Genomic DNA, 19734 nt, shown 5'->3' on the forward strand with positions numbered 1-19734 from the left:
AGGTAAGAAAAAGCCCGACTCAAGGTCGGGCTCGGACACGAAAGGTGTAGGACTTAGCTCAGGCTATGGCCCTGATCCTGGATGATTGCATCGTCCAGGGCTTCGAGCAGTGCGCGGCGCACTTTCAACTTGGTGTGCTTGTGCGCGTTCATATTGATCTTCTTCAACTGCCGTGCCGCTTCCAGTGCAGCCGCTTGCAGTTCTTCCGGTGCAACCACCTTGTCGAGGAAACCTGCGTGCAGGGCGCCTTGTGGATCAAACATCTCGGCATTGATCACCGAACGCTGAAACGCCGACTTACGCAGGCGATCCCGCGCCAACTCGATACCGGCGTGGTGCATGGTCATGCCAATCGCCACTTCATTCAGGCCAATGCTGAACGGGCCTTCGACGCCAATCCGATAATCGGCCGACAACAACAGGAACGCGCCCTTGGCCACCGCATGACCGGGGCAGGCCACGATCACCGGGAACGGATGCGCCAACATCCGGCGCGCCAGGGTCGAACCCGAGGTCACCAGGCTGATTGCCTCTTTAGGGCCAGCGGTCATCACCTTCAAATCATAACCGCCCGACAAAATCCCCGGCGTGCCCGTGATGATCACCACCGCCCGATCCTTCTCGGCCTGATCCAGCGCCGCATTAAACTCACTGACCACCGCCGGAGAAATGGCATTCACCTTGCCGTTGCTCAGGGTCAGGGTCGCGATACCGTCTTCGAAGTGGTAGGCAATCAACTCACTCATGACGCGGTTCCTTGTAGGGCTTGTTATAGAGATAGATGCGCAGACGTTACTCACCACGCCCCCGCGGGTAAAGCGCCGTGACTGACTACCCAGTCAGGCTTTTCCTGCATCCCCAAGGGTAGACGCCCCGGAGCAGGGCGCAGCAAGCGCTCCAGACGCGTGCCGCCGATGCCTGAGAATGGCACAATCACCACCCCTCGCCGGGAGGGGAATGGCATAACCGTCTAACCGCATGAAAATTCTGAAAAAAACCTTTGCCATCAGCAAGGCTTTCGACTACATTAGCGCGCCTCGACAGACTGAACTGGTTTGACGAGATACGGTGAAGTGTCCGAGTGGCTTAAGGAGCACGCCTGGAAAGTGTGTATACAAGAAATTGTATCGAGAGTTCGAATCTCTCCTTCACCGCCACATTAAGTAAACACAAACCCCTGGTTTTCATAGAGAAAGCCGGGGGTTTGTGGTTTTTGGTGCCTGAAATACGGTTATATGGGACAGATGGGTGTTTTACTCGTCTTCGAAAGGGGCCGTACAGCGTTGGCCGTCCTGCCCCCCAATCGACATGCAGAAGTCGTCAATGAGAGACGGTACCGTACAGGGGTGGCCTTTCATGCGGAGGAGCGATTTCTGGGTTTTGAAAAATAACTTTAGATTTCGGAAGTGGTGGTGCATTCATCCGCTGCATAAAAAGCTCAATGAAAATAATACTTTGACGAAAAGCTTAGATTGAGTGCGAAACTCGTGTTGAATTTTAGTGACGTCTATCGGACACTCATCTCAGTATCATTTTGATGCTTCAAACAAGGAAGAATATACATGAAATCACGTTCGCGGAGCATGTTGGGTAAGTCCATATCCGCTATGCTTTCAGCTATGGAGGTTTATAATAAGCCGGACTTCAAGTATAGAGAGGAAAGTTTTTCAGTGTTGTGCATAAATGCTTGGGAGCTTTTGTTTAAAGCAAAGGTACTTAGCCTCTCTAGTAATAAAGTAGCATCGCTCTATGCAATGGAGTATAGAACTCTCAAGAGTGGTGAAAAGTCAAAGCTGCCTAGGCCGAAAACAAATCGAGCCGGAAATCCAATGTCCGTTAGTATGTTTGAAGCGATTCGAATAATAACCGAGGACTACGGGAGTGAGGTAGAAAAGGCTGTTATTGATAATGTTACTGCACTAACAGAAATTAGAGATAATGCGATTCACTTCATCAATGATGACGTCCTGCTCAGCATTAAAATACAGGAGCTCGGTGCCGCTTCATTACAGAACTATGCAAATATCGTAAAAAGCTGGCATGGAGATATCCTTGCTAAATATAATTTTTATCTAATGCCTATTTCATTTTTTAGAGGGTTTGACGAGGCGCCAGGTGTAATGCTTAATCCAAAAGAAAAGAAAGTTTTGGATTATATTAACCAGTTTGAAAGGATGTATGATGAGGAAGATGTCGGTTCTTATAATCTCACATTGAGGATCGACATAAAATTACAGAAGGTTAAAAGCGACTCCGCTTTGCCAATTCAGTACTCTGCGGATAGTAATGCAACAAAAATAATAATCACGGAGCTAGATATATCTGAGAAGTACCCGTGGGACTATAAGAATCTTACCACCCGGCTTACCCGCCGGTTCAAAAATTTCAAACAAAACTCAAATTATCACATCATCCGTAAAGCATTGGAGGCGGAAGAGAGATTTGCACATAAGCGGTATCTTACTCCTGGTAGCACTACCGGAATACCTAAGGTTTTTTACAATCCAAATATTCTTAAAGAGTTCGATGCGCATTATGAAAAGCATTGATTTGTGACTTTAATTTACACACCGGTCTAGGCCGAGGCACGACTGATGTAAAAGCTAGAGCTATGCTTTTTAGGTACGTTTTTAATTTGCAAGCAGCTCTGTTGTTGTCTAGAAGGTATTACGGCTATAAACGGGTTTGTAATGGTTTTGAGTGTCTTTCTAATATAAGGAGTTGACTGGGCATGGGGTTTAAACGAAATGAGCTTTGTTGGTGTGGGTCAGGTTTGAAATACAAGAAATGCCACCTTGATCGAGGAAGCGAAACTCCAGTAAGTGTTGCAGACGCACATAGGACTATTAAGAAAATCAATACGTCTAAAACCTGCAGTGCCCCATCAGTGTGGCATCCTAACTGCACTGTGAAAATTATTAACGCCCATACCGTTTCAAAAAGTTCATCGTTGAAAGAGATTTCTGTAGAAGGGCATGTTTTAGCTTTTCTTGGTAATGTCCAATCTATCACTAAAACTAATAAGCTGGCTCCTGCGCGCGTCGGGATTAATAGAGCGTCAACATTTTCTGGATTCTGCTCTCATCACGACAAGGTACTATTTTTCCCTGTCGAAGACTGCCCTTTTTACATTAACAAACAACACTGTTTTCTAGTCGCTTTCAGGGCCGTATCAAGAGAACTTTATGTCAAGGGCGACGTTTCAGAGATTTTTCAGGACCTTAAAGGCTTTGATAAAGGGCAGTCGCTTATGCAACAATTAATGCTTCAGCGTGCCGCAAATGAAATGATAAGTAATAATAATCTTTCAAAGAGCGATTTGGCTTATATAAAAGAAAAGCTGGATGACATGCTTGTCGGGGAGGATTATTCTGAGCTAAAGCATGTTGTCTTTGAGTTAGCACACCCGCCGCACATAATGGGTAGCTCTATCGTAGCACCTATATACGGATTCGATGGGAAGCCAGTGCAATTTATCTCGCATAATAAAGGTAGCGTGCCTGACTATGTGATTATTAATTCCTTTTCTGATGCAGGGAAGGGGTACATAGTTTTCTCTTGGCTTCCGGAACATTCAACTACTGGTTTGAAACTCGTCGGGCAATTTAGAAATGCAAATCTATCGTCAGATAATCTTGCTGTCTTTATGCTCCAGTTACTTGAAAATATATACTTGCATCCCGCTTGGTGGGCTGGTTTAGATGGCAGCATGCAAGAATATATTTGCGATATATTTTCTGAGGGCCTTACGTGCGATATGGCTGCTCGTTCGTTGATCAACGTACGGAGCTTAGGCATGCCTAGCATCGTAAATATTGATACAACACTAATGCTATAGCCTGATCTACGTTTAATTCAGGAAAATTGATTGTTGAGGAGTTGTTGTTCGTACGGGCTGCTCGGAAACTTCGGCGTTCGCTCGCCGCTGCAGCTGCCGGTGGAACTGTTCGACGACTACCAGGGCAACCAAAGCGCGATGATTGCAGCCCTCCCCGGGTTGCGACCAGGTGCAACGATCAATCACGGCGAGCGCATCACCAGTGTCGCGCTCATCGACAACCAGATGGCCATCCGATGGACGACGCAATCCGCCGCAGCGTAGAACGACAATTCCCCGAACTCACTGGTGGTTATCACCTGCCACGCTTTGCCCAGGTTGTCGCCGTGGCCGACGCGCCCGCCGGCGCCGGGATCTGCGACGACTTCCGCCCCCGCTACGCGGTCGACATCGAGGTCATGGGGCCGGCCGGCGAGCCAGACACCATGCTGGCGTGCCTTTGCCGCTGCCCACCGGTGGCGAGGAAATGGGCATTTACGCATTCCCCGAGGAAGGCACCCAGGTTGTGGTGTGTTTCGCCTATGGCCTGCCGCACAAGCCCTATATCCAAACGATTCTGCCCCACGGCTTGAGCATGCCGAGCGTCCCGAAGGGTGACCAGGTGTGGCAGCATAGCGAAGCCTGTCAGCAGCGTGTCGACGCCGACGGCAACTGGCTGCGTCAAACCGACGGTAAGATCCTGGACAAGGCGATCGAGCGGGAAGTGGAGGCGATGGGAAACACCGAGCGGTTCCAGAGCCACACCAGGACTGTGGACGATCATTCAACCGAATCGGTGGGGGGCATCAAGACGCTTGAAGCCCTGGGTGCGCTCAAGCTGCTGTCGGGAGGATCTGTCAGCCTGGCGGCGGTGGATGATCTGCACCAGGCGACCGGGCGGGATCTGAACCTGGTGGTGGGGCAGAAGTACAACGCCACGGTAGGTGGCGACATGGAGGAAAGGATTCAGGGGCTGCGCAAGAGCGTGGCGGGGGCTGGTCAGTGGTTGCTGGCTCCCCAAAACTGGATCGGGTCGGAGAGCGTAAACCTATTTCAGGTGGTGTGTGATTTGATCGACCTAGTGCAGGAGATGAATGTGCAACTGGCGGGGCATACACATATACCAGGGCCAACCCCAAGCCCTAAGGACATGGCCGCATTTTCTGAGAGAGCAGCAAAAGCTGATCTGTAGGCTATACAGTTAAAATCTATTATCTTCTAGGGATTCAATTCAAAAAAACCCGCCGTCGGCGGGTTTTTTCTTAGGGGTAAATTGCTAGTTCAGCTGACCTTGGCCGTCTTTGATATAACAAAACGACTGGGGCGCCATTCCGCTAGGAATAAGGGACTTTAAACTTATTGGTGTTTCATATCTTCTTACCTGACCGACTTTTATCGCGTGAGCCAGTTTTCTGCCATCAAAGTATTCATTGAAGAACTTCTTTGTTATGCCTGAGAATTTCGATGTTAAAGACCAAATCTCTTTAGGCTCGTCAGACAGAACTTCGTCGAAATCAAATTCGCCAATTATTTTTCCAATAGGCATAGTCGCGTAAATTACGACGGTTCTGACCTCAGGGTTCTTGAAGACGGATTTTCTAAACTCGAATCGTTTTTCGCCGAGTAAGATTTTTTCCGCATATTCAGGCTTAATTGATAATAATACTTTCATCCATCTGGCCCGCCTGTGCGATTAAATTAAACTGGTCTCGCGTTAGTCGCATAAATCCCCAGTAAGCGGCAGGATTCATACCGAATTGCTCGATCATCTCGCCACGTGTCACGCGGCGTTTAAAGGCGGCATTATACGTAAAGCGGAAGACGTGGGGGTAGTTTTTCCGTTGCCAAAACTGGTCAAGTTCAGCGTCGCTGAACACACTGTACGGCTGGCAATAGCTCATGAATTCATCCCGTGAAGCGAATGAGCGAATCGACCGGTACTCCTCAACGACACCTACAGACGTCGCCACTGAGCGGTAATGAGCGGGCCCTTGGTGATCCGTCGTTCGGTAAATAACAAGGATATCACCAGGTTTCAATTTTTCCAGACCGTCCATCGCCGCGAGGTAGACTTTATGAACGCTATTTGCGTGCGAGATGTCTTCGATGATATCTGCGTTCTCATTCTTGAGAATAGAGTCTGGCAACAGGCGAGTGTGCCATTGCGGATTTAGAGACAGCAGATAAATATTTCGATTCGCCATGTCCATAAGGGGGTACGACCTCACCAGAGTGTTCTGTAACACGTTCAGATCTTTGATAAGTACGAGTTCGGTGCCATTCTGTGTATGTTTCTCGGCAACTTGGATGAAGCCATACTTTGTGAATAGTGCTATTAAAACTTCATGCGCTGGGAATACGGTAACGTATATTTCGCTAACTTTATTGTGTAGTGCGTGATCGAATATTTTCTTGATGAAACGTTCTCCGAGCTTGGTTCCGCGAGCATTGATTTTCATCGTGCCGACTTTCAAGCGTTTTTTATTAGGAAGCTGTGGAACTACATCGTCTACAGATCCCTCTTCTGTCTTTAGGTATAGAAAGCCATTGACCTTATCGTTCTCATCCTCAAAGACATAAGCTTGATCCTCGGCTTTCTTAGCGAACCATGTCGTAAACTCTTTATAATCATTGATTAACGAGGAGAAGAAAGGATCTTGGATGTTAACGTGCTTAAATTTTTTTTGTACGAGTTCCATTGTCTGAGCCCAGAGTCAGTTGGTTGTAAATGCTTTATGCAAGTGTGTATTGAATTCTTGTTCGGAAGGGTTTTTTAATATGATTAAAGGAATATCGAATAACTTGCTAATGTAATGTGCTCTTGATTTTTCTTCTTGTAAAAAATTCTCTATATTGCCAGAAAAAGCGTTCGAGTCTCGAGATATAAGACGCTGTCGTATTGTTTCAGCTTCCGATTCTATTAGGCATATTAGTGATAGGTTTAAATCTTTGAAAGTGTGCTCGTGCACCGCTGCCAGAGTATTATCATGTTTTTTAAGAATGAAGTGGCCATCTAGTAAGAGGCGTCTAGAGTTCTCTGTTATTCGCTTAACAGCTACCGTTAAGGCAATCTGGTTTGAATCGATATCAGATACAAGCTTATCGGATTCCCAGTTTGATGTTTTGAGTTCGCTTTTTATGAGCGCGCTGGCGCTTGCATGCTGGATGCCTGAGACCGTCGCGAATCGTTCGCAAAGATATGTTTTGCCTACGCCGTGTACACCTGCCACAAAAACTACCATGTCTGATTTCCATATCTATGCGGTCCTGTTAGTACGCCAGTCAATCGTCTTGATGTCAATTAGACATCGGGCGAGGGTGAGACAAAATATTTTCTGCGAAATTAAAACGCGTAAAAAAGCGCTTATCCCCCTCCCGCCGACGGGGTTTGCGTCCTTTTTTTGTGCAAACACAGATGTAGTGCAAACGAACCGGCAGCCCAGGCGGGCCGGGACGCTCTACGGGCGACCGGCAGTTTCACGGATTGCAAAGATTTGAAGAGAAGTGCAGGGCGGTCGCACAGCGACGTAGCAGGCGATCATGAACGGGGCAGGGTTGGAGGCCCCGGGTTCATTGGTCGAAAGAGAAGAAAACATAGGAATACGGGCATTTTCCGAAACGAGATAGATCTTTTTTCTTACCGTGTGTAGCGGACTTCGAAGAGGCGGAAAGCTGCCATACGCCACGAAACGTGTGGGCCTCGTCGAGATTGGAGCATTTCACAATTTGTCTCGCATCCTTAGCTGGCTCCTGACCTTTTCGGGCGTGCCAAGCCTTGCTTGATATGCCCCGCGTTCTCACCGATTGCCTCTAAGGTCCCACGCACGTTTTCAGCTACCTCTGCTGAGCCTTGTTGTTCCAGGCGTAGGGTGATCTCCATCACAGCTGCTTCAAGTGCCAACTGATTCTCATACATCCTTTCAAGCACATCTGAGAGCGAATATTCATGCGCCATATCAAGGTTCCTATAGTGAACTCTCAGACTAGCCTCAAGCTGCAGGATTCGCCTCACAGTCGGCTATTTTGGAACCAGGGTTGGGAAAAAGGTAATTTTGGTTAGGTAAGGCGCTAAAGCCGCTGCAGCCCAGGTAGTCCGTGGGTTTGAGGTATTACCTTGAGGGGTAATATTTGGTAATGGAAAAGGTAATATTCGCCCAAGTGCCCGGTTTTGCTGGGGATTGAGCTTGTCAGGAATTACCCGAGGAAAAGGTAATGACCTAACCTATAAATTACTAAATTATTACCTTTCTAAATATCTATAAACTTATTGAAATTAAAGGGGTTTTATCTTATTTATCCACCGTATTACCAATATTACCTTTTTCCCATGCCTCAACATAAACCGGTCGGCTTGCCGTTTTTTACCCCCTCTCAACCCGCGCGCACTAACTTGGTCCAAAAGCCATGGGGCTGCCATGGGACTGAGAATGCCTTTTTTTGGAGAGGGAGCATCGCTGCAGCCCTCGTAAACCGGATGCTTGCATAATGAAAGTTACTTTGCGGGTAGTTTCGAATCTCTCCTTCACCGCCACATTAAGTAAACACAAACCCCTGGTTTTCATAGAGAAAGCCGGGGGTTTGTGGTTTCAGGCCTGGTCAAAAGGGCTGCGCCTCTGTTCGGCCCATTCAATCAAAGCCTGCATCGACGGTCCTAACGCGTATCCATCCTCGGTCAACTCATACTCAACTTTCGGTGGTACCTGCGGGTAAACCGTGCGGCGAACAATTGCGTCTTTTTCGAGCTGCTTAAGCTGCTGGATAAGCATTTTCTGGTTGATGCCCTCTATGAGTTTTTCAAGATCAGAAAAACGCAGAGGGCCTTTGGCTGCGAACAGCTGGCAAAGGATGATGATCTTCCATTTTCCCTCCAAGACGCGGAGGGTCTCCAGGGTTGCTTCAGCCCATTTCACTCGGTTTTTTGGGTCGGCACAGTCCCATTCTCGTTCACTGGTCATAGTTTGGTTCGTTACTTACCTTTTGGTGTGTACTTATCATTATCTCACTATTCTCCTAAGGTAGGCGCCTACCCGGAACCTATACGAGCGAGAACTCATGAAAATTGGCGTGATTGGGACAGGAAACATTGGCGCAACCCTTGCCCGGAAGATGATTGCCGCAGGCCATGAAGTGCAGGTGGCTAACTCCAAAGGCATTGAGGGGGTTCGTGCATTCGCCAACGAGATTGGGGCGGTACCTGCAGATATTTCGGGCGTTGTTCGAGACGCCGAAGTGATATTTTTATCTATCCCTTTCCCAGCAGTGGCTGATCTGCCTGCTGACTTGTTCGCATCTGTTCCATTGGACGTCCCTGTCGTGGATACCGGCAATTACTACCCAGGCTTGAGGGATCAGAAAATTGCGGAAATAGAGGAAGGCATGGCCGAAAGCATTTGGGTTTCGAAACAGATTGGAAGGCCGGTGATTAAGGCGTTCAACAATTTGTTAGCCTATTCGCTCGCTGAACTCGGCCAGCCCGAGGGCACGCCCGGACGATTGGCGGCGGCAGTCGCTGGGGACGATCAGGTCGGTGTGCAGACAGTCATGGAACTGGTGAGCGAATCAGGTTTTGATCCAGTCAATGCGGGTTCACTTGAGCAGTCGTGGCGGCAACAACCTGCAACCCCTGCGTACTGCTGCGACTACACCGCCGTTGATATGCGCCGGGCCCTCGATGCGGCAGTTAAAGGTGAGGCGCCAAAAACTCGGGATCGCATGATAGAGCATTTCGCGAAGCTGGGTCCCAACCCTAGTCATGCGGATATCATTGCGATGAATCGTCAACTGAGCCCGATATCGCACGCGTAACAGAAGTTGGCGAAGGCACAGGTTTATTTGATTTTCGTTTCACCACGTTCACAGCAAACAAAACCCCAGGTTTCGAAAGAAACCTGGGGTTTTTTAATTTTTGAGTTTGAAACCTGCTGTTTTTAGATCATGCGCACGGCGCGTCCATTCGTCGCCCGATGACATCGAGCAAATCGCATCCATCGCGCAGTGGAATCGAACAGAGCAGTGCAAAGTCACTCAGCACCACCGCATCACTACCGGAAAAAGGGGACGGATTTATTTACTTTATGGCCCGCACAGCGTTGTGTTTTATCGCTAACTTCGCCGACGGGAACCCTCATGCTATTTCCGGCTCAGGGTTGCTATCCAAAGTCCGGAAACAACAAAGGTGAAACCCGCGCCCGGAATCGACCAAAGCAGTCAAAAGCCAGATCGCCGAGTCGTTGTGTGTGGCGTATGTTGACGCCGTCGGCAATGGGGCGGGTGAGTTTAAGGGATAGGCGTTTTTCGGCACGGCCTGCGCGGCTACGGATAGACTGGACGCCTCAATTTTTCAGGATGCAGTACTCATGTTCAAAGTTGCCCTCGCTTCCTTGCTGTTGACCTGCACTTTTTGCGCTCACGCCGGTACGACGGTCGATGTGTCGAAGATTTACGGCAAGATCCAGTTCGTGGACAGCTATCCCGACTACAAGGTGAAGGTGGTGAATCAATTCCCCGACCTCAAAGTAAAGAAGGTGGATTCCTGGCCGGATTCTGTCGGGAAATGGCAAACCGTCGATAGCTATCCTGATTACAAGATCCAGATTGTCGATTCCTATCCGGACTTCACTATTGAATATGTAGAGAGTTGGCCTGGAGTCAATTGATCTCGGTAAACCGTTGCAGGTGGTCTGAGACGGCTTGTGGGGCGGGCTGGTGATCAGGGCTCTGTAAAACCGTAGTCCTTCTTCTCACTCTCTCTGTTGATCTGGCCCAAGCTGTTAAGCAAATCGGGTATCTTTGCCGCCTCAGCCGCCAGCCTGTCTCAGGCGCAGCGCATGATCGTTTGTTTAGGGAAGAATGGAATGACACTCAGGGTGTTGGTAGTCGGTGGCTACGGCAATTTCGGCAGCATCGTTTGCCGGCATCTGGTGTTGGCGCCGGGCATTGAACTGGTGATTTCGGGTCGCGACCCTCATAAGCTGCAGCGCAAGGTGGATGAGCTGAAAAGCCAGTCGAACACCGCTTGCGAGGGCTGGTGCGGCGATGCCATGGGAGCCGGGTTCGCCTCCGTTTTGCGTTCGATGAACATCAGGTGGGTGATCCACACCGGCGGCCCGTTCCAGGGGCAGTCCTATGCTGTCGCCCAGAGTTGCATCGACGCTGGCGTGAACTACTGCGACTTGTCCGACTGCCGCACCTTCGTCAACGGTGTGAGCGTGCTGGATGCACAAGCACGGCAGGCAGGCGTGGCGATCCTTAGCGGGTGCAGCTCCGTGCCGACGCTGTCGTGCGCCATCATCGATCAGTATCGCTATCGCTTCACCCGTATCGACTCGATCGAGCACGGTATTTCCTCCTCGGCCAAGATGCCGGGCCTGTCCACCGTCGAAGGTGTGCTGGCTTACGCGGGCAAACCCATCAAGCAGCTCAGGCATGGTCAGGTGCATGAAGTGCTGGGCTGGCAGGACCTGACGCTGCGCAAAATGCCTGAGCTTGGCACGCGGGTGTTGGCGAATGTGGATGTGCCCGACATGGACATCTTTGCTGGCCGCTATGGTGCCCACACCCTGAGCTTCAAGGCTGGTGCGGGGCTCAAGCTTGGCGGTGTCGCCAACTATCTGCTGGCCCAGGCGCTGCGGTGGGGCGTCGTGCGTGACCATCTTGCCTGGGCTGCGCGGCTGCATCGGCTGGGTACTTGGTTCGAGCGCTTTGGCGATGGCAAAAGCGCGATGTACATCGACGTGAACGGCCTCGGTGCAGAAGGGCAACCGCTGTCCCTGGCGGTGCAACTGACGGCGCTGAATGACAAAGGCCCGGAAATCCCCAGCTGCGCCGCCGTTGCTCTGGCCCTCAAAGTCGCCCAAGGCTATGTGCCTGAACCCGGTGCGCGGCCGTGCGTTGGCGAAATCACCGTCGACGAATACATGGCCGCCATCAACGACCCGGCGAACCTTAGCCTGGCCGTGCATTTCTCTGACGGGCAGGGCTGACCATGCTCTATCTGAGCCTGAAATACATCCACATCATCGCGGCGATTTTCCTGTTTGGCTTCGGCATGGGCTCGTATCTGTATCTGATCGCCGCGAGCCGTACGGCCAACCCGCAAGTGATTGCCCATGTGGCGCGGATGGTGGTGCAGTTCGATACCTGGATCACTACGCCGGCGGGCGTCATTCAGATCATTACCGGCTTTGTGTTGATCAAGCTTGCCGGACTGGGGTTGACCACCGAATGGGTGCTGACTTCGCTGATCATCTTCCTGTGTGTGGGGGCTCTTTGGCTGCCGGTGCTGGTGCTGCAGAAGCGTTTGCAGCAGATGGCGCTCAGTGCGGTTGAGACGGGCAGGGCGCTTGGTGATGGATACCGCGGCGTCTATAGGCAATGGTTCTGGATGGGAGTTTTGGGTTTCTCTGGGATGTTTGTGATCGTGCTGATCATGGTCACGAAGATGACGCCATGGCAGTTGATTGGGCTGTTGCTGTATGGCTGACATCAGCGCTGGCCATTGCACTTGAGGCGCTCGGGCTGAAATAGATGCCGTTCAGGGCTTGGTATTCCAAGCCACCGCACACAACGCCAACCCCCGCCAGCGTGGCGAACAACTGCACCTGCTCGATCCCATGCGCCTGGATCATTGCCCGCTCACCCTGGCTTAGCCACAGCAGCTTCGGCACCAGCCCATGGTAAGCAAACATGAAAGCCAGGCCGCCCCGCGCGATCCAGTTGATGCGCAACAGGGGGTTCATGGCTGATCCTTCAAAAAGCGCTGTTCATGATCCGCGTTCGGCAACAGACAGGTATCGTATTTCCCGAACAGCCGATAGCGATTGCGCGCGACGCGGTCGTAAGCCCAATCCCGAAGAAAGCGCGGGATGCCGCGCAGGAGCAGCATTGGGCGCCAGCGGGCAGGCAGTTGCGCAATGATTTGCAACACCGCCTCCGAACGCTCCCAACAGTGCCGATCGCGGATCACTGCGAGGGTGTCGAACTGCTCCAGCGGCAACCCCGCCCACGCCAGCAGCGCCTGGCCCTCGGGTGACTGCACGGCGGCTAATCGCAAGCACCGTTGGCGGTCGTGGCGGATCAGAAACCTTGCCCAACCGTTACACAGCTTGCACACCCCGTCGAACAACACCACGGTTTCACCGGGCTTGAGGAATGGCGCGGGGGTAGGGCGGGGGTCGGAGGCAGGCATGTGTGTGGGTCCAGTCGGGCCGGGTTAGCCTGGATCATACCTGCCTTCGTCTGCACTGTAGTGTTTGGGGTTGGCTACCCCAATGAGCTTCAGGGGGCGCGCCGATGATTCGAAGGCAGATCTGTCACCGCTTCAAGGCGATTCTTCGGTATTCAGAAACGGTCCGACTGAGCCAAATGGGTAACTGTTCATGCCAATACGCAAAGGCGCTATCGGGCTAGCTGCAGCGCCGATCAGCAGGACGTTGTCGATAACAATGGTCTCTCCCGGTGCCCGATTATCTGCGGCGACGATGAGGTAATAAGTACCGCTGTTTTTCACTGTACCGGTCAAGGCTTGGTTGATGACTCCGACTATGCCGGTCGCCTTGCCAAAGCCTTCGCCTTGCACATTACCCTGGGCATCCATGAGGATTAAATACGGGTTCAACGCGTATTTGCTGAATCCTAAGCAGGCGTTGACGCACCAAGAGTTAACGTTGATATGGAAGACTTTGTCTTTAACCAGGGTAGTGCTGAACACTCGATAATTAGAGGGCGTTCCATTGATCAGGATACGAGGTTCTGCGGCGGTAATTTTCCATTGAGGTGGTCGCCAGCCGGGGTCGACAGGCATGGGTACCGCCTGCGAAATATGCAGGGCTTCCACCGGTGTGAGAGCCAAAGGCGTCTGGCTGTTTTTGACTTGGTCTATAAACAGCGTTGCTGGACTGCTTGAACACGCCGTTATAAAAAAACAGAAGAGTGATACAAACAATATTCGCATGACTGCTTCCTTTAATCGGCTGCTCTCGACGTAGCACACCCGCTTATCACTTGCGCTAAAAAGCCGCTGTCTCATACCGAGATCAAGCGGCTTTTTCACACTTATTGCGCGGTCTTCAGCTTAATCACATCACCGGAGATCTTGGTGGTGTAGCCGTTCAATACCCAAGCCCAGAACCACTTTTCCTGCACTTGCGTGTTAATCAACGCGTCCCCGCCCTTGGCCTTGATGGCTGCATCCTGGGCGCGCACGAAGCGGTTGTTCTGGCCGATGGGGATGACGCCCAGCAGCATGATGCCGGTGGCGCTGGCTTCGCTGTGGCCCAGCACGGTGTATTGGCTGGCGTCGTATTGCTGGGTTTTCATGGCGGTGCCGGTGCAACCTGCCAGGGTGAAACCAAGTACGGCTGCTGCAACGACTTTACTGACGTATTTCACTTATAACTCCATAGGTTCAATCTCGAGATTCAATTCTCGGGGGCGACACTTTAAGCCCTCAGTTGGCAGATTGAAATCGATCAGCGAGGCTGGCATGCAGATGGCTCAGTCTGGCGGGTACTGCGCGGTGATCCCATCGCAGCCTCGCCGGGGCTCGACAGCGCCCACATTTAATCTTCGGCGTGTCACAGATGCAGCCACGCCAGGCCACCCAACATCACCGCCACCCCGCCGGCGGTGTACGACATGCGTTTGAGCCATTCCTTGCGCGTGAGCAGGGTAATCGCCGCCAATGAAATCGCGATCTGAATCGCCGTCATCGCCTGGGCCCAGCGATGGTGCTGGTGCAGCGCTTCCTCGGATTTGTGGTCCCAGTCCCGTGAAGTGGCCTCAAGCGTTTCGGCCTGTTTACGCACTTCTTCCTTCTGGCGCTTGTAGCGCTCGATCTCCGCCTGGTAATGCGCAGCATCCACGCCGGGAATATGGCTGGCCAGTTCTGCCAGGTTCTGGCGGCTGGATTTGGCCTGGTAGTAGTTCCACTGGTTAGCGGCTTCGGTCTTGATGATGGCGGCGTTGTTCTTGTCCATCGCAGCTTCACTTTCGCTGGAGCCGGCCTGATAGCTGAGCATGGCACCGACGGTCGCCATGATCGCGGTCATCACGGCGATACGACTGGCAAAGCTATCGCCGCGGCCGTGAGCATGCTCGGTGGTGTGTTCAAGGTGTTTTTCGTGGGGGCTGGGAACTTCGAAGGCTTCGGACATGGGGCGACCGCGAACGGATTGAGGTGCGCTGATTGTTCACCAGCGCAGCTGTCTCAAGCCTGTACGTAACGCTGCAAACCTGCCACCAGTGCATCGAATGTCACCCGGCAGCGTGGGCTGTTGCGCAGGTCTTCGTGCATGCTTACCCAAGTGTCCATTTTAAACGCGAAGCCGTCAGGCAGCACTCGGCGCAGACGTGGGTCGCGCTGGGCCAGTTGTACCTGGCACCCACCGATGCCGGCACCGGCGCGGATCATTGCCAGTTGCGCCAGGTCGCTGTCGCTACTGATGGCGAAGGCGTTGCGCTCAAAACCCTTGATTGCCAGGCTGCGGATAAATGCAGTGGCTTGATCAAAGCCGATGACGGAGTGGCCGGCCAGGTCGTGCATGTGTTGGGGGATGCCGTGTTGCTGCAGGTAATCGTCACGGGCATGCAGGCCGACTTCGATCAGGCCGATACGCCGCGCCAGCAGCTGCTCCTGGCTGGGGCGCACCATGCGCACGGCAATGTCGGCTTCCAGCTGCAGCAGGTCGCTCAAGCGGTTGGTCAGCACCAGTTCCACCTTCAGGTGCGGGTGTTCCCGGCGCAATTGCGTGATGATCGGCGGCAGTACCTCCACACCCACCACTTCACTGGCCGATACTCGTACCACGCCGCGCACCTCATCGCCTTGGGACGAGGCGGCGCGTTCAAGGGCGGCGGCGGTACGCGCCATGGTTTCTGCATGCGCCCGCAGTGTGTGGGCGACCGTAGTGGGTAATAAGCCTGAGGGCGAGCGGGTGAACAACACGACGCCCAGCGCCGTTTCCAGCGCGGCGATGTGCCGCCCTACCGTGGGTTGGGTGATGCCGAGCTGCCGTGCGGCCCCCGACAGCGATCCTTCCTTGAGTACACCGAGAAATGACCGGTAAAGCTCCCAACCGATATTCGTAGCCATACATAAATGTATAGCGGCTCGATACTCTTGGGCAATTCCTCTATAGCTGTTCCGCATCCAACATACCCTCATCAACCAACAGTGGGAGAGGGTGATGAGCAAGGTTCTGGTTTTGGGTGCAACCGGTGGCATTGGTGGCGAAGTGGCGCGGCAGTTGAGCGCGGCGGGCTGGGAGGTGCGGGCGTTGACTCGGGATCTGATCAAGGCTCGCAGCCAAAATCCTGTTTTTACGTGGCTAAAAGGCGATGCCCTGAATCGCGACGACGTGATCGCGGCCGCCCGGGGCTGCGCGGTAATCGTGCACGGCGTCAATCCGCCGGGTTATCGCAAATGGGCCGAGTGGGTGTTGCCGATGATCGACAACTCCATTGCGGCGGCCATCTGCGAAGGCGCGACAGTCGTGCTGCCCGGCACGGTCTACAACTTCGGGCCGGATGCATTCCCTGTGCTGCACGAAGACTCACCCCAGCACCCGCTGACTCGCAAGGGCGCGATCCGTGTGCAGATGGAGCAGCGCTTGCGAGCCGCTTCCACTCAGGGCGCCCGGGTGGTGATTGTGCGCGCTGGGGATTTTTTCGGCGCCAGGGTGGCCAATAACTGGTTTGCCCAAGGCTTGGTCAAACCCGGCAAACCGGTGCACACCATCCGCTACCCAGGCGATTACGGCGTGGCCCATCAATGGGCTTATCTGCCGGACGTAGCGCGTACAATGCTTGAGTTGATTGAGCGTCGTGCCAGTCTTGGCGCCTTCGCCTGCTTTCATATGGCTGGGTACATGGATGCGGACGGTACGCAGATGGCTAAGACGATCCAGCGTGTGGTGCTGCGCAGGACGGGCCAGCAACCCAGGGTCGGCGCGTTTCCCTGGTGGTTGTTGAACTGGGCGGCGCCTTTTGTCGTCACCGTGCGTGAGATGCAGGAGATGCGCTACCTGTGGCAAACACCGTTGCGCCTGGATAACCAGCGCCTGCTCGCGACGCTCGGCCATGAGCCCCACACACCGCTGGAACAGGCGGTGGAGGCCACCCTGGTTGGCCTGGGTTGCCTGCCTACTTGCGTTTGATCAGGCGTGCATACACGGCGAGGTTGACCACCACCACCACGGCCCCCAGCACTAATTGAGTATTCGCAGTCAGCCCGGCTGGGTAGATCATCGTCAGAATGTAATGCTCGATAAACCCACCGCCATAACCATCCTGCCCGGCCAAGTGGCGAAACAGGTTTTCCCAACGGGTGAGTGGGCAGGGCAGGTGCAGCACCTCCACCGCGATGCCCCAGGCAACGGCGGGCAGGTGCAGCCACATTACCCTGGGCCACTTCAGGGTGAGCAGGCCGCCGAACAGCACGAACAGGATAAAGGCCAGGTGGAACAGCACGAGGCCGTCGGCGGCTAGGCGGTAGAGCATGTTTGAGCTCGATGTGAGTAAAGGAATACGTGAAATTTTGCAGGGTGACGTTATAGCTCCAGTTGACTGGCATTGATACCGAACGCTTTGGCTATCTTTTCCCGCGTGGTGCGGCGGGGTTTGCTGACCGCTTCCTGCTGGGCAAATGCCGATTGTGAAATACCCAGGCGTTGGGCGACTTCTTCCTGGGTCAGGCTCAGATGCTCGCGCCACGCGCGAATAGGTGTTGCGCCATCCACCAGGCGGCTGACTACCGCATGGGGAATCAGGTTTGGATCGTTTTGCTGCGCCACATAGTGTTCATAGGGAATCACCACATAGGCTGGCTTGCCCTGCGTATTGTGGATGATCTGTACGGCAGTAGGTTCGCTCGTCACGTTTTTTAACCTCTTGGATGCTGACGACCTGGATGCTGCCGTCCCAGTCGAAAAGGACCCGGTAATGACCTACCCGCAAGCGATAGCTGTGAGGATGGTTAACCAGCACCTTGACGTTGATTGCATCGGGCATGTGTTCAAGAGCGGACACGGCATTGCGTACCTGTTGCTGATGATACGAATGCAACCGAAGCAATTGTTTGACGGCTTTTCGGGTCCATTGGATTGAGTTCATGGAGGTTAATAAGTCTTTTATAAGGTTTGCAATCGGTATTTTCAGATTCGTGTCGACGGGTCATGACGTTGTCCTCTCAAACCCTAGCTGGCCGCCGTCAGCGTCGAGGGTTAAAACTGTTGCGTGGTATGAATCAACGGTTGGTCCACGAAGGTTGCTTGCAGGCAACGAGGGCCGTTATTGTGCTGAATCCTTTTAGTCCTTGCCCCAAGGTTGTGTTGTGATGAATGCACCGCGTACCGCTGTCCCGATCAAGGCCGTGATTTTCGATATGGACGGGTTGTTGCTAGATACCGAAGGCATCTACACCGAAGTCACGCAGATCATTGCCGAACGCTATGGCCGTACCTACGACTGGGGCATCAAGCAGCACATCATCGGGCGCGGTGCTCAGGATTTGGCCGATTACGTGGTCAAGGCACTGGACCTTCCGATCACGCCCGCCGAGTTTCTGGAAATACGCGAACCGCTGATGAGCGAGCGTTTTCCCAAGGCCCTGGGCATGCCCGGCGCCGAGGCGTTGGTGCGGCACTTGAAGGCGCACAATATTCCAATTGCGGTGGGCACCAGTTCATCGCGTAATTCGTTTGGCCACAAGACCACCTTGCACCGTGAATGGTTTGGCCTGTTCGACACCATCGTCACCGCCGACGACCCGGAAGTCGGCGCCGCCAAGCCCGCGCCGGACATCTTCCTTACCGCCGCGCGCCGCTTGGGTGTGGCGCCTGAGGATTGCCTGGTGTTCGAAGACTCGCCGTTCGGCGTGACGGCGGCGAAGGCTGCCAACATGACCGCTATTGCGGTGCCCGATGAGGCGATGGCTGACAGCAAGTACCAGCATGCTGACCAGATTATTCGCAAGCTCGCCGACTTTGACCTGGCCGCCTACGGCTTGCCTCCCATGGCCTGACCCCGCGCGGTCAAAAATGTGGGAGCGGGCTTGCCTGCGAAAGCGGTAGCGCAGTGACAGATGTGCCACTGACACACCGCCTTCGCGGGCAAGCCCGCTCCCACATTTGGTGTGCGGTTTTGCAAAATCAGGCGCTGAACCCACCATCAATGGTCAGGCTGGCGCCCGTGATATAGCCCGCTTCCGGTCCGGCCAGATACGCCACAAAACTGGCGATCTCCTCCACATGCCCATACCGACCTACCGCCATCAACCCGATCAGGCTTTCGGCAAAATCGCTGTTCGCCGGGTTCATGTCGGTGTCCACCGGCCCAGGCTGCACGTTGTTGATGGTGATGCCACGTGGCCCCAGGTCCCGCGCCAATCCCTTGGTCAACCCCACCAGCGCCGCCTTGCTCATGGCGTAGGGCCCGCCACCGCCAAAGGGCATGCGTTCGGCGTTGGTGCTGCCGATATTGATCACGCGGCCACCTTCGCCCATATGCTTGGCGGCTTCCTGGGTGGCGATAAATACGCTGCGTACGTTGATCGCCAAGGTCTGGTCGAAGTCTTCCAGCTTGAATTCGTCCAGTGGGGCGATGGCCAGCACGCCAGCGTTATTCACCAGGATATCCAGGCGTCCAAACGCCTCGACCGTGGCGTTGACCGCCGCGCGAATCGCCGTGGCATCAGCGCTGTCGGCCTGTATCGCCAAGGCTTTGCCGCCTTCGCTGATCACCTCGTTCTGCAACGCTTGGGCCTTGGCGGCTGAGCTGACGTAGGTAAAGGCAACCGCTGCGCCTTGAGCGGCGAGGCGCTTGACGATGGCGGCGCCGATGCCGCGGGAACCGCCTTGAATCAAGGCGACTTTGCCGGTGAGGTTGTGTGTGGTCATGTCGATCTCCGAGGTAGTTGATGG

23 protein-coding genes, 1 tRNA gene and 4 pseudogenes are annotated in these 19734 nt (G+C 53.6%); 11 read left to right on the forward strand and 17 right to left on the reverse strand.

The window, feature by feature from the left end; translation table 11 throughout:
* Positions 1-53: 53 nt before the first annotated feature.
* Positions 54-746: a crotonase/enoyl-CoA hydratase family protein gene (locus tag QK296_RS04565; protein WP_003193445.1), complete on the reverse strand. Its 693-nt coding sequence runs from the start codon at positions 744-746 to the stop codon at positions 54-56.
* 321 nt (positions 747-1067) lie between these two features.
* Here QK296_RS04565 and QK296_RS04570 point away from each other — a divergent pair.
* The 5 genes and pseudogenes from QK296_RS04570 (at position 1068) to QK296_RS04590 (ending at position 5009) form a co-directional block, all read left to right on the forward strand.
* Positions 1068-1157: transfer RNA gene (locus tag QK296_RS04570), tRNA-Ser, on the forward strand.
* Positions 1158-1562: 405 nt separating this feature from the next.
* Positions 1563-2549 (forward strand): DUF3644 domain-containing protein, encoded by a 987-nt coding sequence (locus QK296_RS04575; RefSeq protein WP_256588493.1) that lies wholly within the window; start codon positions 1563-1565, stop codon positions 2547-2549.
* A 182-nt stretch (positions 2550-2731) separates the two neighbouring features.
* Positions 2732-3838, forward strand: coding sequence for an SEC-C domain-containing protein (locus tag QK296_RS04580; RefSeq protein WP_282390650.1), 1107 nt, complete (start codon positions 2732-2734; stop codon positions 3836-3838).
* A 69-nt stretch (positions 3839-3907) separates the two neighbouring features.
* A pseudogene (locus QK296_RS04585) lies at positions 3908-4102 on the forward strand (hypothetical protein); the annotation flags it as partial.
* Positions 4075-5009, forward strand: a pseudogene (locus QK296_RS04590) (hypothetical protein). The pseudogenes QK296_RS04585 and QK296_RS04590, both read left to right, overlap by 28 nt.
* Before the next feature lie 84 nt (positions 5010-5093).
* Here the strand turns inward: QK296_RS04590 and QK296_RS04595 are convergent.
* The 5 genes from QK296_RS04595 to QK296_RS04615 all read right to left on the reverse strand — a co-directional run bounded on the left by QK296_RS04595 (position 5094) and on the right by QK296_RS04615 (position 8772).
* Positions 5094-5489, reverse strand: coding sequence for an ASCH domain-containing protein (locus QK296_RS04595; RefSeq protein WP_098950646.1), 396 nt, complete (start codon positions 5487-5489; stop codon positions 5094-5096).
* The gene (locus tag QK296_RS04600; RefSeq protein ID WP_098950647.1) at positions 5467-6516 is read right to left on the reverse strand and encodes an N-acetyltransferase; all 1050 of its coding nucleotides are present in this window, start codon (positions 6514-6516) and stop codon (positions 5467-5469) included. Before QK296_RS04600 ends, QK296_RS04595 begins: the two co-directional genes overlap by 23 nt.
* Before the next feature lie 15 nt (positions 6517-6531).
* Positions 6532-7059, reverse strand: a complete 528-nt coding sequence (locus tag QK296_RS04605; RefSeq protein WP_098950648.1) for an ATP-binding protein — start codon at positions 7057-7059, stop codon at positions 6532-6534.
* A 497-nt stretch (positions 7060-7556) separates the two neighbouring features.
* Positions 7557-7772, reverse strand: a complete 216-nt coding sequence (locus QK296_RS04610; protein WP_098950649.1) for a hypothetical protein — start codon at positions 7770-7772, stop codon at positions 7557-7559.
* A gap of 631 nt (positions 7773-8403) precedes the next feature.
* Positions 8404-8772 (reverse strand): helix-turn-helix domain-containing protein, encoded by a 369-nt coding sequence (locus QK296_RS04615; protein WP_098950650.1) that lies wholly within the window; start codon positions 8770-8772, stop codon positions 8404-8406.
* Positions 8773-8869: 97 nt separating this feature from the next.
* On the opposite strand from QK296_RS04615, the gene QK296_RS04620 reads away from it, so the two are divergent.
* A complete protein-coding gene (locus QK296_RS04620; RefSeq protein ID WP_282390652.1) occupies positions 8870-9622 on the forward strand; it encodes an NAD(P)-binding domain-containing protein in 753 nt (250 codons plus the stop codon).
* 127 nt (positions 9623-9749) lie between these two features.
* Here QK296_RS04620 and QK296_RS04625 read toward each other — a convergent pair.
* Positions 9750-9860, reverse strand: a pseudogene (locus QK296_RS04625) (short-chain dehydrogenase); the annotation flags it as partial.
* Between the two features lie 313 nt (positions 9861-10173).
* Here QK296_RS04625 and QK296_RS04630 point away from each other — a divergent pair.
* The 3 genes from QK296_RS04630 to QK296_RS04640 all read left to right on the forward strand — a co-directional run bounded on the left by QK296_RS04630 (position 10174) and on the right by QK296_RS04640 (position 12299).
* Positions 10174-10473, forward strand: a complete 300-nt coding sequence (locus QK296_RS04630) for a hypothetical protein (protein ID WP_003193360.1) — start codon at positions 10174-10176, stop codon at positions 10471-10473.
* Positions 10474-10671: 198 nt separating this feature from the next.
* Positions 10672-11799: a saccharopine dehydrogenase NADP-binding domain-containing protein gene (locus tag QK296_RS04635; RefSeq protein WP_003193357.1), complete on the forward strand. Its 1128-nt coding sequence runs from the start codon at positions 10672-10674 to the stop codon at positions 11797-11799.
* A 2-nt stretch (positions 11800-11801) separates the two neighbouring features.
* Entirely contained in the window at positions 11802-12299 is a 498-nt protein-coding gene (locus QK296_RS04640; protein WP_003193355.1) for a DUF2269 domain-containing protein, read from the forward strand.
* On the opposite strand, the gene QK296_RS04645 is transcribed toward QK296_RS04640, so the two are convergent.
* The 6 genes from QK296_RS04645 to QK296_RS04670 all read right to left on the reverse strand — a co-directional run bounded on the left by QK296_RS04645 (position 12250) and on the right by QK296_RS04670 (position 15908).
* Positions 12250-12555: a hypothetical protein gene (locus QK296_RS04645; protein WP_281914730.1), complete on the reverse strand. Its 306-nt coding sequence runs from the start codon at positions 12553-12555 to the stop codon at positions 12250-12252. The two genes, QK296_RS04640 and QK296_RS04645, sit on opposite strands and share 50 nt — an antisense overlap.
* A complete protein-coding gene (locus tag QK296_RS04650; RefSeq protein ID WP_003193352.1) occupies positions 12552-13004 on the reverse strand; it encodes a thiol-disulfide oxidoreductase DCC family protein in 453 nt (150 codons plus the stop codon). Before QK296_RS04650 ends, QK296_RS04645 begins: the two co-directional genes overlap by 4 nt.
* A 132-nt stretch (positions 13005-13136) precedes the next feature.
* Positions 13137-13769: a hypothetical protein gene (locus tag QK296_RS04655; RefSeq protein WP_003193350.1), complete on the reverse strand. Its 633-nt coding sequence runs from the start codon at positions 13767-13769 to the stop codon at positions 13137-13139.
* 101 nt (positions 13770-13870) lie between these two features.
* On the reverse strand, positions 13871-14206 hold the full coding sequence (locus QK296_RS04660) for a hypothetical protein (RefSeq protein ID WP_003193349.1): 336 nt from the start codon (positions 14204-14206) through the stop codon (positions 13871-13873).
* Positions 14207-14391: 185 nt separating this feature from the next.
* Positions 14392-14970, reverse strand: a complete 579-nt coding sequence (locus QK296_RS04665; RefSeq protein ID WP_003193347.1) for a DUF4337 domain-containing protein — start codon at positions 14968-14970, stop codon at positions 14392-14394.
* A 53-nt stretch (positions 14971-15023) separates the two neighbouring features.
* On the reverse strand, positions 15024-15908 hold the full coding sequence (locus tag QK296_RS04670; protein ID WP_014719515.1) for a LysR family transcriptional regulator: 885 nt from the start codon (positions 15906-15908) through the stop codon (positions 15024-15026).
* Positions 15909-16002: 94 nt separating this feature from the next.
* Here QK296_RS04670 and QK296_RS04675 point away from each other — a divergent pair, with 94 nt between their 5' ends.
* Entirely contained in the window at positions 16003-16971 is a 969-nt protein-coding gene (locus QK296_RS04675; RefSeq protein ID WP_014719514.1) for an NAD-dependent epimerase/dehydratase family protein, read from the forward strand.
* Here the strand turns inward: QK296_RS04675 and QK296_RS04680 are convergent.
* The 3 genes and pseudogenes from QK296_RS04680 to QK296_RS04690 all read right to left on the reverse strand — a co-directional run.
* Positions 16958-17314, reverse strand: coding sequence for a DUF2784 domain-containing protein (locus tag QK296_RS04680; protein ID WP_014719513.1), 357 nt, complete (start codon positions 17312-17314; stop codon positions 16958-16960). The genes QK296_RS04675 and QK296_RS04680 overlap by 14 nt on opposite strands.
* A 50-nt stretch (positions 17315-17364) precedes the next feature.
* Positions 17365-17691: a helix-turn-helix transcriptional regulator gene (locus tag QK296_RS04685; RefSeq protein ID WP_003193344.1), complete on the reverse strand. Its 327-nt coding sequence runs from the start codon at positions 17689-17691 to the stop codon at positions 17365-17367.
* A pseudogene (locus tag QK296_RS04690) lies at positions 17675-17926 on the reverse strand (type II toxin-antitoxin system RelE/ParE family toxin); the annotation flags it as partial. The pseudogene QK296_RS04690 and the gene QK296_RS04685, both read right to left, overlap by 17 nt.
* Before the next feature lie 223 nt (positions 17927-18149).
* Between QK296_RS04690 and QK296_RS04695 the strand changes: the two are divergent.
* Positions 18150-18836 (forward strand): HAD-IA family hydrolase, encoded by a 687-nt coding sequence (locus tag QK296_RS04695; protein WP_003193342.1) that lies wholly within the window; start codon positions 18150-18152, stop codon positions 18834-18836.
* A gap of 127 nt (positions 18837-18963) precedes the next feature.
* On the opposite strand, the gene QK296_RS04700 is transcribed toward QK296_RS04695, so the two are convergent.
* Positions 18964-19710, reverse strand: coding sequence for a 3-oxoacyl-ACP reductase family protein (locus QK296_RS04700; protein ID WP_003193340.1), 747 nt, complete (start codon positions 19708-19710; stop codon positions 18964-18966).
* Positions 19711-19734: the final 24 nt, after the last annotated feature.

It is taken from the genome of Pseudomonas sp. AL10, assembly GCF_029960685.1.
GTDB classification, from domain to species: domain Bacteria; phylum Pseudomonadota; class Gammaproteobacteria; order Pseudomonadales; family Pseudomonadaceae; genus Aquipseudomonas; species Aquipseudomonas lactis.

What these genes read in the sequence shown, in the direction of transcription:
- QK296_RS04565 (WP_003193445.1), bottom strand. Translation starts at nt 746, where the DNA reads ATGAGTGAGTTGATTGCCTACCACTTCGAAGACGGTATCGCGACCCTG.
- QK296_RS04575 (WP_256588493.1), top strand. Translation starts at nt 1,563, where the DNA reads ATGAAATCACGTTCGCGGAGCATGTTGGGTAAGTCCATATCCGCTATG.
- QK296_RS04580 (WP_282390650.1), top strand. Translation starts at nt 2,732, where the DNA reads ATGGGGTTTAAACGAAATGAGCTTTGTTGGTGTGGGTCAGGTTTGAAA.
- QK296_RS04595 (WP_098950646.1), bottom strand. Translation starts at nt 5,489, where the DNA reads ATGAAAGTATTATTATCAATTAAGCCTGAATATGCGGAAAAAATCTTA.
- QK296_RS04600 (WP_098950647.1), bottom strand. Translation starts at nt 6,516, where the DNA reads ATGGAACTCGTACAAAAAAAATTTAAGCACGTTAACATCCAAGATCCT.
- QK296_RS04605 (WP_098950648.1), bottom strand. Translation starts at nt 7,059, where the DNA reads ATGGTAGTTTTTGTGGCAGGTGTACACGGCGTAGGCAAAACATATCTT.
- QK296_RS04610 (WP_098950649.1), bottom strand. Translation starts at nt 7,772, where the DNA reads ATGGCGCATGAATATTCGCTCTCAGATGTGCTTGAAAGGATGTATGAG.
- QK296_RS04615 (WP_098950650.1), bottom strand. Translation starts at nt 8,772, where the DNA reads ATGACCAGTGAACGAGAATGGGACTGTGCCGACCCAAAAAACCGAGTG.
- QK296_RS04620 (WP_282390652.1), top strand. Translation starts at nt 8,870, where the DNA reads ATGAAAATTGGCGTGATTGGGACAGGAAACATTGGCGCAACCCTTGCC.
- QK296_RS04630 (WP_003193360.1), top strand. Translation starts at nt 10,174, where the DNA reads ATGTTCAAAGTTGCCCTCGCTTCCTTGCTGTTGACCTGCACTTTTTGC.
- QK296_RS04635 (WP_003193357.1), top strand. Translation starts at nt 10,672, where the DNA reads ATGACACTCAGGGTGTTGGTAGTCGGTGGCTACGGCAATTTCGGCAGC.
- QK296_RS04640 (WP_003193355.1), top strand. Translation starts at nt 11,802, where the DNA reads ATGCTCTATCTGAGCCTGAAATACATCCACATCATCGCGGCGATTTTC.
- QK296_RS04645 (WP_281914730.1), bottom strand. Translation starts at nt 12,555, where the DNA reads ATGAACCCCCTGTTGCGCATCAACTGGATCGCGCGGGGCGGCCTGGCT.
- QK296_RS04650 (WP_003193352.1), bottom strand. Translation starts at nt 13,004, where the DNA reads ATGCCTGCCTCCGACCCCCGCCCTACCCCCGCGCCATTCCTCAAGCCC.
- QK296_RS04655 (WP_003193350.1), bottom strand. Translation starts at nt 13,769, where the DNA reads ATGCGAATATTGTTTGTATCACTCTTCTGTTTTTTTATAACGGCGTGT.
- QK296_RS04665 (WP_003193347.1), bottom strand. Translation starts at nt 14,970, where the DNA reads ATGTCCGAAGCCTTCGAAGTTCCCAGCCCCCACGAAAAACACCTTGAA.
- QK296_RS04670 (WP_014719515.1), bottom strand. Translation starts at nt 15,908, where the DNA reads ATGGCTACGAATATCGGTTGGGAGCTTTACCGGTCATTTCTCGGTGTA.
- QK296_RS04675 (WP_014719514.1), top strand. Translation starts at nt 16,003, where the DNA reads ATGAGCAAGGTTCTGGTTTTGGGTGCAACCGGTGGCATTGGTGGCGAA.
- QK296_RS04680 (WP_014719513.1), bottom strand. Translation starts at nt 17,314, where the DNA reads ATGCTCTACCGCCTAGCCGCCGACGGCCTCGTGCTGTTCCACCTGGCC.
- QK296_RS04695 (WP_003193342.1), top strand. Translation starts at nt 18,150, where the DNA reads ATGAATGCACCGCGTACCGCTGTCCCGATCAAGGCCGTGATTTTCGAT.
- QK296_RS04700 (WP_003193340.1), bottom strand. Translation starts at nt 19,710, where the DNA reads ATGACCACACACAACCTCACCGGCAAAGTCGCCTTGATTCAAGGCGGT.